Source organism: Janthinobacterium sp. BHSEK (genome assembly GCF_056174685.1).
The window spans coordinates 1-547 of the sequence record NZ_JBWBYV010000223.1 but is presented as its reverse complement, the minus strand read 5'-3'; the positions used below and the strand labels follow the sequence as shown (position 1 = coordinate 547).

Here is a 547-nt window from a genome sequence, read left to right as displayed (position 1 = left end):
GGGTTACACCCGCGTGGAAGCGGACCGTTCGCTGACCGCCGACGACGCCGGTTCGGTCCTCTTGCTGGGCGGCGCGGCAATGGTGCTCACCCTGCCCCCTCCCGTATCGCTGGGCATTCCCAACAATGCCGGCATCTGCGTGCGCGTCCATTGCACCGGCCCGCAAAGTGGACGGCTCGTGCCGGCCAAGGGCGCCTTTCTCATGGCGCCCGATGAAACGAACAGCATCACGGTCAAAAAAGGCCAGTCGCTCACGCTGATGGCGACCACGGATCAGGTGTGGCGCGTGATCGATTCCACCGCGGAACTGAGCCGCAATGCCGCATTTTCAGGCGTGCTGGCCGGTAGCGGCCACAAGTTCCTGCCGGACGACTTCATCATGCAATGGCAAACCGTCGACGTGCCCGTCGCATCAAACGGCATTGCAACAAAGAATTTCTCCTTTCCGGTGGCGTTCAAGGAAGCGGCGTTCGGCTGTACGGCCAGCGTCCTGGGGGTCGGTGCGAGTCCCAATTCCAATGCGTTTGTCGCCGCCATGCCCACCTCC

At 63.3% G+C, this 547-nt stretch carries 1 protein-coding gene; it reads left to right on the top strand.

Features of this window, described 5'->3' with window-relative positions; translation table 11 throughout:
* Nucleotides 1-547, top strand: a 547-nt coding sequence (locus AC0V2Y_RS28585) for a gp53-like domain-containing protein (protein ID WP_475418475.1), incomplete at both ends; no start/stop codon positions are given.